This window comes from Microtetraspora niveoalba, from assembly GCF_001570405.1.
Classification (GTDB): Bacteria; Actinomycetota; Actinomycetes; order Streptosporangiales; family Streptosporangiaceae; genus Microtetraspora; species Microtetraspora niveoalba.
In genome coordinates, this window is the sequence record NZ_BBYM01000030.1 from 89,551 (window position 1) to 103,104 (window position 13,554).

11 protein-coding genes are annotated in these 13,554 nt (G+C 71.9%); 5 read left to right on the forward strand and 6 right to left on the reverse strand.

Going from position 1 to position 13,554, the window contains the following annotated elements:
* The first annotated feature begins 247 nt into the window (after positions 1-247).
* Together AWQ70_RS39315 and AWQ70_RS27380 are read left to right on the forward strand one after the other, a co-directional pair.
* Positions 248-2,077 (forward strand): cellulose binding domain-containing protein, encoded by a 1,830-nt coding sequence (locus tag AWQ70_RS39315; RefSeq protein ID WP_157530466.1) that lies wholly within the window; start codon positions 248-250, stop codon positions 2,075-2,077.
* 29 nt (positions 2,078-2,106) lie between these two features.
* On the forward strand, positions 2,107-3,798 hold the full coding sequence (locus tag AWQ70_RS27380; protein WP_067181853.1) for a fibronectin type III domain-containing protein: 1,692 nt from the start codon (positions 2,107-2,109) through the stop codon (positions 3,796-3,798).
* Positions 3,799-3,920: 122 nt separating this feature from the next.
* Here AWQ70_RS27380 and AWQ70_RS27385 read toward each other — a convergent pair whose 3' ends face one another.
* The 3 genes from AWQ70_RS27385 to AWQ70_RS27395 all read right to left on the reverse strand — a co-directional run bounded on the left by AWQ70_RS27385 (position 3,921) and on the right by AWQ70_RS27395 (position 7,137).
* Positions 3,921-4,703 (reverse strand): nickel/cobalt transporter, encoded by a 783-nt coding sequence (locus tag AWQ70_RS27385; protein ID WP_067181856.1) that lies wholly within the window; start codon positions 4,701-4,703, stop codon positions 3,921-3,923.
* Positions 4,700-5,371, reverse strand: coding sequence for a hypothetical protein (locus AWQ70_RS27390; protein WP_067181859.1), 672 nt, complete (start codon positions 5,369-5,371; stop codon positions 4,700-4,702). The genes AWQ70_RS27385 and AWQ70_RS27390 overlap by 4 nt, the downstream gene beginning before the upstream one ends.
* A gap of 89 nt (positions 5,372-5,460) precedes the next feature.
* On the reverse strand, positions 5,461-7,137 hold the full coding sequence (locus AWQ70_RS27395) for a purple acid phosphatase family protein (RefSeq protein ID WP_067181862.1): 1,677 nt from the start codon (positions 7,135-7,137) through the stop codon (positions 5,461-5,463).
* Between the two features lie 261 nt (positions 7,138-7,398).
* Here AWQ70_RS27395 and AWQ70_RS27400 point away from each other — a divergent pair, with 261 nt between their 5' ends.
* On the forward strand, positions 7,399-7,890 hold the full coding sequence (locus AWQ70_RS27400; RefSeq protein WP_157530468.1) for a hypothetical protein: 492 nt from the start codon (positions 7,399-7,401) through the stop codon (positions 7,888-7,890).
* Positions 7,891-7,924: 34 nt separating this feature from the next.
* Here the strand turns inward: AWQ70_RS27400 and AWQ70_RS27405 are convergent, their stop codons facing one another.
* On the reverse strand, positions 7,925-9,100 hold the full coding sequence (locus AWQ70_RS27405; protein ID WP_067181868.1) for a cytochrome P450: 1,176 nt from the start codon (positions 9,098-9,100) through the stop codon (positions 7,925-7,927).
* 225 nt (positions 9,101-9,325) lie between these two features.
* Between AWQ70_RS27405 and AWQ70_RS27410 the strand changes: the two genes are divergently transcribed.
* Together AWQ70_RS27410 and AWQ70_RS27415 are read left to right on the forward strand one after the other, a co-directional pair.
* The gene (locus AWQ70_RS27410; RefSeq protein WP_067181871.1) at positions 9,326-9,886 is read left to right on the forward strand and encodes a flagellar basal body-associated FliL family protein; all 561 of its coding nucleotides are present in this window, start codon (positions 9,326-9,328) and stop codon (positions 9,884-9,886) included.
* A 196-nt stretch (positions 9,887-10,082) separates the two neighbouring features.
* The gene (locus AWQ70_RS27415; protein WP_084517866.1) at positions 10,083-11,444 is read left to right on the forward strand and encodes a sensor histidine kinase; all 1,362 of its coding nucleotides are present in this window, start codon (positions 10,083-10,085) and stop codon (positions 11,442-11,444) included.
* Between the two features lie 115 nt (positions 11,445-11,559).
* Here AWQ70_RS27415 and AWQ70_RS27420 read toward each other — a convergent pair whose 3' ends face one another.
* Together AWQ70_RS27420 and AWQ70_RS27425 are read right to left on the reverse strand one after the other, a co-directional pair.
* A complete protein-coding gene (locus AWQ70_RS27420) occupies positions 11,560-12,603 on the reverse strand; it encodes a D-2-hydroxyacid dehydrogenase (protein WP_084517867.1) in 1,044 nt (347 codons plus the stop codon).
* Between the two features lie 150 nt (positions 12,604-12,753).
* The gene (locus AWQ70_RS27425; RefSeq protein ID WP_245647172.1) at positions 12,754-13,497 is read right to left on the reverse strand and encodes an HAD family hydrolase; all 744 of its coding nucleotides are present in this window, start codon (positions 13,495-13,497) and stop codon (positions 12,754-12,756) included.
* Positions 13,498-13,554 lie beyond the last annotated feature (57 nt).

The window sequence follows — 13,554 nt, forward strand, 5'->3', positions numbered from 1 at the left end:
GGAGTTTTGGGCCTTGTAACGACGCGGTGTCAAAGCTACGATCGCCACAACTCTTAGGAAACTTTCTTAAAAGATTCGCGGCTCCGCCCGCTCTCTCCAGCGACGCGAGACGGGCGGAGCCGCCACCCGCAGGCCGGCCCCCGGCCGCGACGCGCTCTCCCGTCGCGGTCCTCCCCGTACGGCTCGCGTCCGCCGCCTCCTCGGGCGCGGGCCGTACGGCACCCCCCACCCCCGACCCGAGGTGAACATGAAGTTACGCGCCACCCTGGTCGCCCTGGCGACCCTGTTCCTGAGCCTCGTCGCGCTGCCCGCCCAGGCCGCCGCGTCGGTCACCGCCACCTTCACCAAGACCCAGGACTGGGGCTCCGGGTTCGAGGGCCGGGTGACCGTGACCAACGGCACGTCCTCCCCCGTGAACTGGTCCGTCCAGTTCGACCTGCCGGCCGGGTTCTCCATCCCGTCCGCCTGGGACGCGACCATGGCCCGCAGCGGCCAGCACTACACCTTCACCCCGCCCTCCTGGGCCGGGGCGCTCGCCGCCGGGGCCAGCCAGAGCTTCGGCTTCAACGGCACGCCCGGCAACTTCTCCGGCATCTCCAACTGCACCGTGAACGGCGGCGCCTGCGGCGGCTCGGACGTCCAGGTCCCCGGCAAGCCCGGCGCCCCGAGCGTCACCGGGGCCACCGACGGCTCGATCTCCCTGAGCTGGGGCGCGGCCACCGGCACCGTGACCGGCTACCGCGTCTACGAGGGATCCACCCAGCGGGCCTCCGTGACCGGCACCACCGCCACGGTCACCGGCCTCGCCACCTGCTCGTCGCACACCTTCACCGTCAAGGCGTACAACGCGGCGGGCGAGTCGGCGGCGAGCGACTCCGTCTCGGGCTCGACCACCGGCTGCTCCAGCGGCGTGCCCGGCAAGGTGGGGACGGTCACCGCCGGGCAGGTCGGCGACACGGGCCTCACCCTGAACTGGCCGGCGGCCACCGGGACGGTCACCGGCTATCGGATCCGCTCCGGCGGCACGCTCGTGGCCACCGTCACCGGCACCTCCCACCCGATCACCGGCCTGACCGCCTGCACGGCCTACTCCTACACGGTCACCGCGTACAACTCCGTCGGCGAGGGCCCGGCGAGCGACCCGGTGTCCGTCACCACGACCGGCTGCCCGATCGGGCCGCTGCCCAAGCACTTCCTCACCGGGTACTGGCACAACTTCGACAACCCGACCGTCGAGCTGAAGCTGTCGGCCGTGCCGAACGAGTACGACCTGGTCGCCGTCGCGTTCGGCGAGGCCACCTCGACGCCCGGCGAGGTCTCCTTCGCCGTCGACCCCGGCCTGTCCCGCTCGCTCGGGGGATACACGGACGCGGAGTTCAAGGCCGACCTGCAGACCCTGCACGCGCGCGGCAAGAAGGTCATCCTCTCGGTCGGCGGCGAGGCCGGGCGGGTCCAGGTGGGCAGCGCCGCCGCCGCGACGAAGTTCGCCGACTCCATGTACGCCCTGATCCAGAGCTACGGCTTCGACGGGGTGGACATCGACCTGGAGAACGGCCTCAACGCCACCTACATGGCCCAGGCGCTGCGCTCCCTGCGCGCCAAGGTCGGCGCCGGACTGATCATCACGATGGCGCCGCAGACCATCGACATGCAGTCGACCGGGATGGAGTACTTCAAGCTCGCGCTGAGCATCAAGGACATCCTCACCGTCGTCCACACGCAGTACTACAACTCGGGCTCCATGCTCGGCTGCGACCAGGCGGCCGCCTACTCGCAGGGGACGGTCAACTTCATGACCGCGCTCGCCTGCATCCAGTTGGAGAACGGGCTGCGCCCCGACCAGGTCGCCCTCGGCCTGCCCGCCGGTCCCGGCGCGGCCGGAGGCGGCGTCGTGTCACCGTCCCTCGTCAACCAGGCCCTCACCTGCCTGGCGACCCGCACCAACTGCGGCACCTTCGTCCCGCCGCGCGCCTATCCCGAGATCAGGGGCGCGATGACCTGGTCCATCAACTGGGACGCCGGCAACAACTGGAACTTCTCCAAGACCGTCAAGCCTCACCTCGCCACCCTCCCCTAACCCCCCAAGGAGCGCGAATGAGAACGCGGATGAGATTACGTCGCACGGCGACGGCGGCGCTCGCCGCCCTCGCGATGGCCACCGTCGGCGCCACCGTCACCACCTCGGTGACGTACGGAGCCTCCGCCACGGTCGCCGCGTACCCGGCCTGGCAGGCGTGGACCGCGTACAGCGTCGGCGCCCGGGTGACGTACAACGGCGTCGACTACGAGTGCATCCAGGCGCACACCTCCCTTCCCGGCTGGGAGCCGTCGAACGTGCCGGCCCTGTGGAAGGTGGCCGGCGGCGGGACCGGCGACCCCACGCCGCCCACCGTCCCGGGGAACCTGCGCAGCACGGGCAGCACGACCAGCAGCATCTCGCTGGCCTGGAACGCCTCCACCGACAACGTCGGCGTCACCGGCTACCAGATCTACCGGGGCGGCAGCCTGGTGACGACCGTCACCGGCACGACGTACACCGACGGCGGCCTGGCCGCGGGCACCTCGTACAGCTACACGGTCCGCGCCACGGACGCGGCGGGCAACCTCTCCGACCCGAGCAACACGCTGACCGCCAGCACCCAGGCCGGCAACGGAGCGCCGGGGGTCCCGGGCACGCCCACGGTCACCGGGAGCACCAACTCGTCGATCTCGTTGTCCTGGTCGGCGTCGAGCGGCACCGTGACGGGCTACCGCGTCTACGAGGGCGGCACCCAGGTCGCCCAGGTGACCGGGACCACCGCCACGGTCTCCAATCTGGGCGCCTGCTCGTCGCACACCTACACCGTCAAGGCGTACAACGCGAACGGCGAGTCGGCGGCGAGCGGCTCGGTCAGCGGCAGCACCACCGGCTGCCAGACCGGCGGCCGCCTTCCGGGCGCGCCGTACCTCTACATGGGCTGGGGCAACCCGCCGAGCCCGGCGACGGTCATGGACGCGACCGGGATCAAGTCCTTCACCATGGCGTTCATCCTGTCCAGCGGCGGCTGCACCCCGGCGTGGGACGGGCAGCGCCCGCTCTCCGGCGGCACCGACGCCCAGGCGATCTCGACGATCAAGTCCAAGGGCGGCAGCGTCCAGATCTCCTTCGGCGGCTGGCAGGGCAACAAGCTCGGCCCGAACTGCTCCACCCCGGCCGCGTTCGCGGGCGCGGTGCAGCAGGTCATCGACGCGGTGGGCCCGGCGGTGGTCGACTTCGACATCGAGAACACCGACGAGTTCGAGAACTACACCGTGCAGGACCGCATCCTGAACGCGCTGAAGATCGTCAAGCAGAACAACCCGAACGTCAAGATCGTGGTCACCTTCGGCACCACCACCACGGGCCCGAACTCGCACGGCGTCCGCCTGATCAACCAGGCCAAGGCGCTGGCGGTCCCGATCGACAACTACACGATCATGCCGTTCGACTTCGGCGGCGGCGCCAACATGTACCAGAACACGGTCAACGCGGCCGAGGGCCTGAAGAACGCGCTCAAGTCCGCCAACGGCTGGACCGACGCGCAGGCGTACGCGCACATGGGCATCTCGGGCATGAACGGCCTGTCCGACCAGCAGGAGCTGACCAGCCCGGCGACCTGGACCCAGATCCGTGACTGGGCGCTGTCCAAGGGCCTGACCCGCCTCGCCTTCTGGTCCGCCAACCGCGACCGTCCGTGCCCGGGCGGCGGCGTGTCCGAGAACTGCAGCGGCATCGCGCAGGACAACTGGGAGTTCACCAAGATCACGGCCGGTTTCTGACGGCGGTCTCCGTGGACCCGCGTCGCCTCGCGGGTCCACGGTCCGCCTCCGGCCGGTACGGCTCGCGTCAGCGCCCGCACCCGCGGACGCGAGCCCGCCGGGCGGTCACGTGACCGGGCGGTTCAGGACGTGAGCGCGCCGATGGCGGTGGCGACGTAGAGGCAGCCGCTGGCCGAGACGGCGACCCCCGCGAGCGCGGGACTCCACGAGGACACGGCGAGGGCGAGCCGCGCCCCTCTCGTACGGCCCGCGAGCAGCGCCGACCCCCTGATCGTCAGGACGCCGACGGCGGTCAGCGTGACCGCCATCCCCACGCCGAACGCGACGACGACGAGGACGGCGACGAGCGCGCGCCCCGTGAGCAGCCCGCTCACCAGGACGATGAACGCCGACGGCGAGGGGACCAGCCCGCCGGAGACCGCCAGCGCGGTGAGCCCGCGCCGCGACCACGGATCGACCGGCCCCTCCCCGCCGTGCCCGTGCCCGTGTCCATGCCCGTGCCCGTGCCCGTGCCCGTGGCCGTGCTGCCGCTCCTGGGATCGGGCGGCCAGGTGCCGGCGGACGAGGTGGACGCCGACGGCGATCACGACCAGCCCGGCGGGCACCTGCAGCCACGCGGTGACCGTCTTGGTGTCGAAGGCGGCGCTCGACAGGCCGACCCAGGCCAGCGCGAGGACCAGCACCGAGAACGTGTGCATCAGCGCCACGATCACCCCCAACCGGACCGCGTGCCGGTAACGGCCCCGCGTGCCGACGAGGTAGGCGGCCGTCACACTCTTGCCGTGCCCGGGCGCGACCGCGTGCAGCGCCCCCACGCCGAACGCCACGGCCAGGACCAGCCACGCCGCACCGGCGCCGTCGAAGAGGCCGATCAGATAGTTCTCCGACTGCGTGCCGGCCGTCATGCCCGGACACCCCCGGCCCGGCGGCGCCGCCACAGGAGCGCGCCGAGCACGGCCGCGCCGGCCGCGGCCAGACCGCCCGCCAACCCGCCGGCCAGGCCGCCGGGCAGGGCGCCGGCCCCCTCCGCCGAGGATGTGAAGCGCAGCCGCTCGGTGGGGTGCGCGGCGGTGAGGAGCGCACGATCCGGCGTGGCGGGCGTGTCCGCGACGATCACCGTGCGATAGGACGCGTTGAGGTCGGTGAGCGCCTCGACCGTGACGTCGGCGTCGACCACCGGTCCCGGGCACTCGAACGTGAACCGCGCGCCGTCGGCGAGCAGCCGCTCCAGGGGCTCCAGCCGTCCGGGGCAACGCCGGCCGTCCCGCGCGACCGCCACGCGGGCGAGCAGGTAGTCGCGTACGGCCGTGGAGCGCTGGAGCTTCTGCTCCCCCGTCAGCTCCACGGAGACCGCGCCGGCGGACGGGTCCTCGAAGGCGCCGAGCGACTGGCCGAGGGCGACCCAGTCGTCCTCGGCGGCGTGCCAGGCGACGGCCACGGTCGCGCCTTCCACGCTGACCCTGGCGGTCGAGGGCGGGCCGAAGGGGTGGGCGGCCGCCGCCGGGGCGAGACCCCCGACGACGACGGCGGCGAGGAGCGGGCAGAGGAGCGCCCGCAGGAGGGGCAGGGGCATGTGTTCTCCCGGACGGAGCCGTGCCAGGGGCCGGGCCCCGGAGAGAACCCGGGAAACCCGGCGGGATCCGGCCCCCGGCACGGTCGCGGTCACTTCTTGGTGACGGTGACGACGGGGCTGGTGATCCGCTGGTTCTGGCTGTCCAGGGCGACCACGTACGTTCCGTCCTTGACGTTGGCCGGGAGGCGGAGGTCGTAGGTCAGCCGGCCCAGCTCGTCGGCCTGCGCCCGGCCGATCTCGACGTCGCCGTGGCCCTCGCCCCTGCCCCTGTCCTCGGCGGCGGCCGCGCGCAGCCGGACGGTCACCTGCTCGCCCGGGTCGTAGCCGTACGCCGTGACCTGGAGGGAGCCCTTCTTCTCGACCGTGGTCCTGTCGACCGCCACCTGCTCGCCGGCCGTGTTCTCCGCGGTGCGGATCTCGTTGACCGTGCGCTCGCCCTTGTCGTTCTTGCGGACGAGGAAGCCGTCGTGGTGCTCGCCGTTGGCGTACCGCGACTCGAACCGGATGCTGTCCGCCTCGACGTCGATGAGCTGGTAGAGCTGCGTGTTCTCGCTGGTGCTCACGACCTCGGCGCCGTTGCCGGTCCAGTTCTCGCCCTTGTTGAGGGCGTACATCTTGCCCCCGGACACGGACACGACGTAGACGACGCCGTTGTGGACGGCGGCGGTCTTCCGCGCGGTCTGGACGTTGCCCCGGCCGTACGAGTGGTCGTGGCCCTGCAGGACCAGGTCCACGCCGTACTTCTCGAACAGCGGCCCCCACTGGTCGCGGACCTGCGCGTTGTTCCGGGTGCCGGTGGTCGAGTAGACGGGGTGGTGGAACGTGACGACGGTCCACTTGTTGGGGTTGTCCTTGAGCAGGCCCTCCAGCCAGCGCGTCTGGTCCGCCATCAGCGTGGCGTTGCTCTGGTAGTTGGAGTCGAGGCCGATGAAGCGCACGCCCTGGTAGTCGACGGTGTACGCGGTCTGCTTCAGTTCGGCGTTGCCCGGCCCGTTGTCGGGATACGGGAACTGCGGCCGCCAGAAGGCCGACAACCCGTTGCTGTACTCGTGGTTGCCGGGGATCGAGATGTTGTTGACCTGGCTGTCGATGAACCCGCCGGCCCGGAACCACTGACCCCACTGCTCCTCGCTGTTCGCGGAGTCGATGAGGTCGCCGGCGTTGACGATCGCCCTGGCCTGCGGCCGGTCGGCGAACGCCTGGCGGAAGACACGCGGCACCGCGGAGTCGAGGTAGTTCTGCGCGTCGCCGTAGTAGACGAACGAGAACGGCTCGAACCCGGCGGCCGCCGTGGTGAAGTCCGTCCACGCGCTCCAGTTGGCGCCGTCGCCCACCCGGTACGTGTACCGGGTGTTCGGCTTCAGGCCGGTGAACTCGACGGTGTGGTAGGTCGAGGCGTATCCCAGGGTCGTGTTCACCGGTGTGGTGGAGCCGGCCATGACGGTCTTCACCGCGCCCGCGGCCGGGAGGACCTGGCCGAGCGCGCGCGGCGCCTCCAGGATCTGCGCCTGGGCGTTCTCGGCGGTCGCCTCGGCGCGCCAGGTCACCTTCTGGCTGCTGGACGGTGTGGTGGTCGGGGTGAGGATGATCCGGTCCGGGACGGGGGACGGCTTGTGCACCTCGGAGGCGGGATGGACGGGCGGAGTCGCCGCGCCGAAGGCCATGGGGCCGACGGACAGTCCGGCGACGAGCAGCGCGCCGGCTCCGGCCGTCGCCAGCTTGCCCGGCCGGGACCCGAGCGGCCACGGTCTCCTGACGTCACTCACGTTCGCTTCACTCCATTGGATGAGGGGGCTGTGCCCGCCCGTCGGCTGCGGGCGGACGTCCGAAATTCATCCAGGAGCGGCTGACCGCTGATCGTCTTCCGGCTGGCCGGGAGATGAACTGATGATCCCCCGTTTTGGCGTCATGCGCCGTTGGCCCGGCGTTCACCGGGGGCCGTCTACGATCGCGGCGAAGCGACGCGACCGAAAACACCCGGCTTGACCGGAACGATCCCCGAACGACACGACGGACAGGTGACGGCGATGCCCATCCGTGCCGCCCGGCGGACCGCCGCCCGGCGCTGGACACTGCTTCCGGGCGCCGCCGCGCTCGGCCTGCTCTTCGTCGTGCCGCCCGCGCCGGCCGTCGTGAAGGACGACTCCTTCGTCACGGCGCGGACCACCGGCATCCTCACCATCGAGGGCGGCGAGTGCTTCACCGACCCGACCTACTCGCGGTCCGCCGGAGAGCCGGTGGTGGTGTACACACCGTGCGCCGAAGGGGCGGACAACCAGTCGTACGGCTTCGCCGAGGCGCAGGACGGCCCCTGGGACCGCGCGGCGCTCGCGTCGTTCTCGTGGCGCAGGTGCGCGGCGATGTTCGACCGGAACTGGCCGGGTGGGGCGGCCTCCGGGCTGGACTTCTATCCGATCATGCCCACGGAGGAGACGTGGGCCGACGGCGACCGGGACGTGATGTGCGCCGTCTACGCCCGCGGCGGGCGGCTGCCCGGCTCGATGCTGCCCCTGGCCTGAGCGCTCCGTGAGCGGCGCGACCGGCTGGGGGGCGTCACCAGGTGACGGGGAGCGCGGCGAACCCTCCGGTGAGGCGGTGGGCGCGCGCCTCCAGGCGCTCCCGCGGCACGGCCAGGCGCAGCGCGGGGAAGCGCGGGAAGAGCGCCTGGAAGACGGCCCGCAGCTCCACCCTGGCGAGACTCGCCCCCAGGCAGTAGCGGCCCGCGTAGCCGAAGCCGACGTGCGGGTTCTCGCTCTCGCGCCCGATGTCGAACCGGTCGGGGTCGGGGTAGGCGCGCTCGTCCCGGTTCGCGGCGAAGGTCGCCAGCACCACCAGCTCACCGGCCCGGATCGTGACGCCGCCGATCTCGACGTCCTCGTGCGCGTACCGGACCAGCCCGTGCTGGCTGGGCGCGGCCATCCGCAGGATCTCCTCCACCGCCGCGCCGGCCCGCCCGGGGTCGCGGGCCAGGGCGTCCCGCTGCGCCGGGTCGCGTAGGAGGAGCAGCACGCCGTGGTCGATCTGGTTGACGGTCGTCTCGTGCCCGGCGAACAGGAGGCCGCCCGCGATCCTGGCGATCTCCTGCTCGGGCAGCTCCGCGGTGGCGAGGTCGGTGTACACGTCCTCGCCGGGCCGCTCCCGCTTGGCCCGCACGATCGCGTAGCTGTACGCGTTCATCTCCGCCTGGGCGGCGGCGGACCGTTTCGGATCGGACAGGTCCGTCATCTCCTCCGCGATCGCCCGGAACCGTTCCCTGTCCGCGTACGGCACGCCCAGCAGCTCGCAGATCACCTGGATCGGGAGCGGGACGGACAGGCACGCGTGCAGGTCCGCGGGCGGCCCCTGTCCGGCCATCCGGTCGAGCAGCTGGTCCACGAGGTGCTCGACGTGGGCGGAGAGGCGCCGCATCCGCCGCGCCGAGAACGCGGGGGCGAGCAACCGCCGCATGGAGTCGTGGACCTCGTGTTCGGTGGCGTGGTCGCCGGTCGGGCCTCCGGCGAACGCGCTGTGGGAGAGCCGGGGCGCCGACTCGGGGGCGGGGTGCGACCGGCCGAACCGGTCGTCGGCGAAGATCCGCCTGATCTCCTCCCAGCCGCTCACCAGCCAGGCTTCGTCGCCGATCTCGGTGCGTACCCTGCTGATCGGCTCGGTGGCTCTGAGCTGCCCGAACTCGGGGGAGATCTCCAGGACGTCGTTCCGCGGGAACGGCAGCCGAGGGAGTCCGGACATGAGGGGTCTCCCTTCGCGAGACACGTGGGGCCTTCCTCGGGTCTCTCCGCTCCCCGAGCGAACAAGCCGCCCTAAATCACCCTTTGACGCTTTTTCACCTTTGGGCGGCCGATCGCGCTTTATGTCGCGTTTAAAAGATCAAAAACAGGATTAGCGCCGACCAAAAGTGGACATTTAGACGTTTGGCCGGGACAAGTCGGAGCCGGGGGCTCTACGTTCCAAATCATGCACCAAACGCCTGGCTATCAGCAGCAGCCGTACGACCACCCGCCGCAGCCGCAATGGCAGCAGCAACCGCCGCCGCAGCCGCAGCCCCCCACCTTCACGCCCCCCACGCACCCCACGCCTCCCGCGCCGACGCCGCCGCCCTCGCGCCGCAAGCCCGGCAGCAAGGCTCCGCTGTTCATCGTCATCGCGATCGTGGTCCTCGCCGCGATCGGCGCCGCCGTCTTCTTCCTGACCGGGGGCGACGACACCGCCCCGGAGGCCAAGCCGGCCAAGAGCGCGGCCGCCCGTACGGCCGAGACCCTCCCCACCCCGAACGCCGGAGAACGCGCGGTCTACCTGGAGTCCCTCCGGGCGATCTCGCCCGAACTCGCCGCGAACGAGGACCGGGCGATCCGGCAGGGCGGCCTGGTCTGCCAGCGCATCCTCAAGCCCGACGAGGGCGGCATGAGCCTCCCCCAGTACACGGTCGCGGAGCTGTCCAAGGGCGACACGGCGATCACCCGGGTACAGGCCTTCAAGGTGATCGTCGCGGTGAAGGCGTGGTGCGGCAAGTCCTGACCCGTGCCGATCGGCGCCCCCCGGCATTCGGCTCGGGCCGGGCGTCTCGCCGTGTCAGGCCGATGTCGGATCGGGGCCGGGTCCGGATTTCGGGAACCGGACCGGACCCGATCCCCGATGCGACATTCTTGCCATCTTGACCAGTTTTGGTGCGCAATCTTCCTTTTGTCGGAAAGTTTTGGCCTAGTGTGATCACGTGGGCGACGGCAGAGCCCCCGTGAGCATGTGGCAGCGCTGCTCGATAAGAACCCGCCTGACAGTGATCACGAGCGCTGTCATGGCGCTGATCTGCACTGTCATCGTCGTCCTCGCCGTGATCGCCATCCGGCAGAACGTCAGGGAGTACCGCGCGAAGAACCTGGTCGGCCGGGCCGTGGAGATCAGCCAGCAGGTCCGCGAGAACGGGCACGTCCCGCCGCTGCCCGACAGCCCCGGCAGCGCGATCCAGGTGTTCAACCCGTCCGGCGTGCTCGTCGCCGCCACCCCCAACGTGGCGCACGCCCCGCCGATGAACAGGCTGGTCTCCCGGGCCACCGTCTACGCCACCAGGAACATCTGCGACCTGCGCGCTTTCCCCGGCGAGTGCAAGATCGGCATCTACTTCCCCTTCCACATGACCGACGGGATGTGGCGGCTCCACATGGTGGTGCCCGACGTCCCCTGGTACGTCAACCTCAGGCTGCTGGGAGCACTCCTCGCCGGCTGGATCCTCCTCGTGGGAGCGACCGCCCTGGCCGCCTACCGCATCGTGAGCAGGACCCTCGCCCCGGTCGACGCCATGACGTCCAAGCTGGCCGAGATCACGGTCGGCGACCTGAGCCAGCGCGTCCCCGTCCCCTGGTTCCACGACGAGCTGCGGCGGCTCGCCGAACGCGCGAACCAGACGCTCGACCGGGCCGAGACGGCGGTCGAACGGCAGCGCCGCTTCGCCTCCGACGCCTCCCACGACCTGCGCAGCCCGCTGACCGCCATCCACACCGAGATCGAGGAGGCCCTCCTCCACCCCGAGGACACCGACTGGGAGAACACCGCGCAGACCCTGCTGGACAGCGTGGAACGGCTGCAGTCCCTCGTCACCTCCCTCCTCCAGGTCGCCCGGCTGGACGCGGGCGCCCCCGCCCGGCGCGACCCCGTCGATCTGGCCGAGCTGGTGACCTCCGAACTGGCGCTGCGCCCGCGCGGCGTCGCGATCGCCGAACGGCTCACGCCCGGCGTGACGGTCAGCGGCGACCGGCTCCATCTGGCCCGCCTGCTCGGCAACCTCCTCGACAACGCGGAGCGCCACGCCGAGAGCACCGTGACGGTCACGGTCATCCGGGAGGGCGGGACCGGAGTGCTCGAAGTCCTCGACGACGGCGACGGCATCCCTCCCGAGCAGCGGGAGGCCGTCTTCCAGCGGTTCGTACGCCTCGACTCCTCGCGGAAGAAGGACGCCGGGGGCACCGGGCTCGGCCTGCCGATCGCCCGGCAGATCGCCGAGAACCACGGCGGCACGCTCAGGATCGCCGACTGCCCGCGCGGCGCGAGGTTCGTGCTCCGCCTCCCGCTGCGCGAATGAGCGCGGGCGCCTGTTCACCCGTCCCGTCCCGCGCCTGCCATCGCCGTGCCGTGCCGTGCCGTGCTGTGCGTGGCCGTGCTGTGCTGTGCTGTGCCGTGCGGTACGGGCAGGGTCGTCAGTGCGAGGGGACGAACCCGAGCCGCTTGTCCACCACGTTGGCCAGCGGCGCGCCCGTGGCGTACCGGCGCAGGTTGTCCAGGAACACGTCCGCGAGAGCGCCCCGCCAGCCCGCCGCGTCGCCGCTCATGTGCGGGGAGATCAGCACCTGCGGGAACGACCACAGCGGATGCCCGGCGGGCAGCGGCTCCTCCTCGAAGACGTCGAGCGCCGCCCCGGCGAGTCGTCCCGAACGCAGCGCCTCGACGAGGGCGCCGGTGTCGACCGTCTCCCCCCTGCCGACGTTGATCAGCCGAGCGGACGGCCGGAGCGCCGCGAACACGTCGGCGCCGATGAGCCCGCGGGTCTCGGGGGTCAGCGGCGCCACGTTCACCAGGTAGTCGACGTCCCCGACCACCGCCGCCAGCCGCGACGAGTCGTACACCGCGTCGAAGTCGGCGTCGCCCTCCCGCGTGGTGCGCCCCGCGCCGAGGATCGTGAGGCCGACCGCTCGGAGCATCCGCGCGATCTCCCGCCCGATGGCGCCGGTTCCGACGATCATGGCGGTCCGGCCGTCGATCCGCTCGGTCACGCGGTGTTCCCAGCGGCGCGCCCGCTGCAGCCGCCACGATCCCGGCAGGTCCTTGGCGAAGGCCAGGACGCAGGCCAGGACGTACTCGGCGATGGGCCGGTCGAAGACACCGCGCGAGTTCGTGACGACCACGTCGGACGCGCGCAGCTCGTCGAACATCAACCGGTCCACGCCCGCCGCCGCCACATGGATCCAGCGCAGGGCGTCGGCCCGATGCCAGACCGGACGCAGCGCGGGCGAGAACGCGTCCCACAGCAGCAGCGCGTCACTGCCCGGCAGGGCGTCGCCCAGGTCCTGCGCTCGGGCGTATCTCACCTCACCGGCCAGCTCACGCAGCAGATCCCGCGACGGCGGCGGATCGTCGGCGTGGAGCACGGTGAGGACCACCCGGCTCCCGCCGTGACCCGGCGTCCCGGTCGCGGAGACCGGGCCGGGCTCGGATGGCTTCGTGACAGGCGGACGTTGCCGCATCGGTACGGCGCTCCTTCGCTGATATGGCGGCGAGGGGGGAGCGCGGCGACGGGACGAGCCCTCCACGCCGGTGCTCGCGTACTTCCCGGCCGGTCGCCGACGTAACCTCCGGGTTCGTTTGCCTGGAACGGGGTTTTCCCCGGACGCCCGTCAGTACCGCGGGGCCGCGTCCAGCAGCGGGGCCAGCGCCGCCTCCAGGTCCGCGATGCCGCCGTACACCACGCCGGTCATGCCGAGCGCCACGGCGGCCTCGACGTTCTCCGTCCGGTCGTCCACGAACAGGCACCGTTCCATCGGGACGCCGGCCCGCTCGGCGGCGATCTCGTAGATCGCCCGGTCCGGCTTGGCCACGCCGACCCTGGCGCTGTTCACGACGTCGTCCGCGAAGTACGCGAGCCCGAGCCGGGCGAGGTCGTCCTCCACCTCAAGGGTCGCGTTGGTCACCAGCACGACGGGCACGTGCGCCTGGGCGCGGCGGAGCAGCTCCACCACGTCCTCGTCGGCGCGGAACGAGGTCCGGGCGAACGCGGTGGCCAGCTCGCGGGCCGACTCGGCCGGAACGTGCCCGGTGAGCGCGGAGGCGATGGCGTCGGTCCACTGCTCGACGGTCTGCTCGCCGCGGAGCACCGGCAGGTCGTTCTCCGGCGCGAGCGCGATCGCGGCGGTCGTGCCCTCCGCGATCCCGGCGGCACGTTCCATCCGGGTCAAGTCGGTCATGTCATAGAAGCGGATCACGCCGTCGAGGTCGCACAGGACGGCGTCGAAGGGCCTGGCGTCCACGGCCCGGGGGCCGTCTCCGGAGGCGACGTCCGCACCGGAGGGGACACCGGCCGGGGCACTGGACGGGAGATCGGTCGGGGAGACGGCCTCGGGGATGGCCTGGGGATTCGTCACGACACCTCCATAGCACACCCGGCGCCCGCCGCGGACGGCGCCGCCGGGCCCCGCGGC